Origin of the sequence: Lysinibacillus parviboronicapiens (genome assembly GCF_003049575.1) — a bacterium.
GTDB classification, from domain to species: Bacteria; Bacillota; Bacilli; order Bacillales_A; family Planococcaceae; genus Lysinibacillus; species Lysinibacillus parviboronicapiens.
In genome coordinates this window covers 1-349 of record NZ_PYWI01000110.1, presented here as the reverse complement: position 1 = coordinate 349, position 349 = coordinate 1, and the positions used below count along the sequence as shown (strand labels likewise).

At 38.4% G+C, this 349-nt stretch carries 1 rRNA gene; it reads left to right on the top strand.

The window, feature by feature from the left end:
• A 16S ribosomal RNA gene (locus C9J35_RS23325) occupies nt 1–59 on the top strand; the annotation flags it as partial.
• Between the last annotated feature and the right edge of the window lie 290 nt (nt 60–349).

The following is a 349-nucleotide window of genomic DNA, read 5'->3' as shown; positions in this document are numbered from 1 at the left end:
TTGGGGTGAAGTCGTAACAAGGTAGCCGTATCGGAAGGTGCGGCTGGATCACCTCCTTTCTAAGGATATTTTCGGAATACAAACCTTGGGTTTGTAAGATTACGTTTTGCGTTCAGTTTTGAAGGTTCATTCTTCTGAATGAATAACTTCAAAACTTGTTCTTTGAAAACTGGATAAAACGACATTGAAATAGTAACAAACACATTTATTTTTTAAGTTTTTTAGGCTTAATAACAGATAATGTAGGGTTTCAAGATACAAGTAGTTCTAGGAAGCAAGCGAGAGAGGAAAGGAGCGTACCTTAGTACGTGACTGACTGAACGAGTGAAGCTGACAACGAAATACGCAG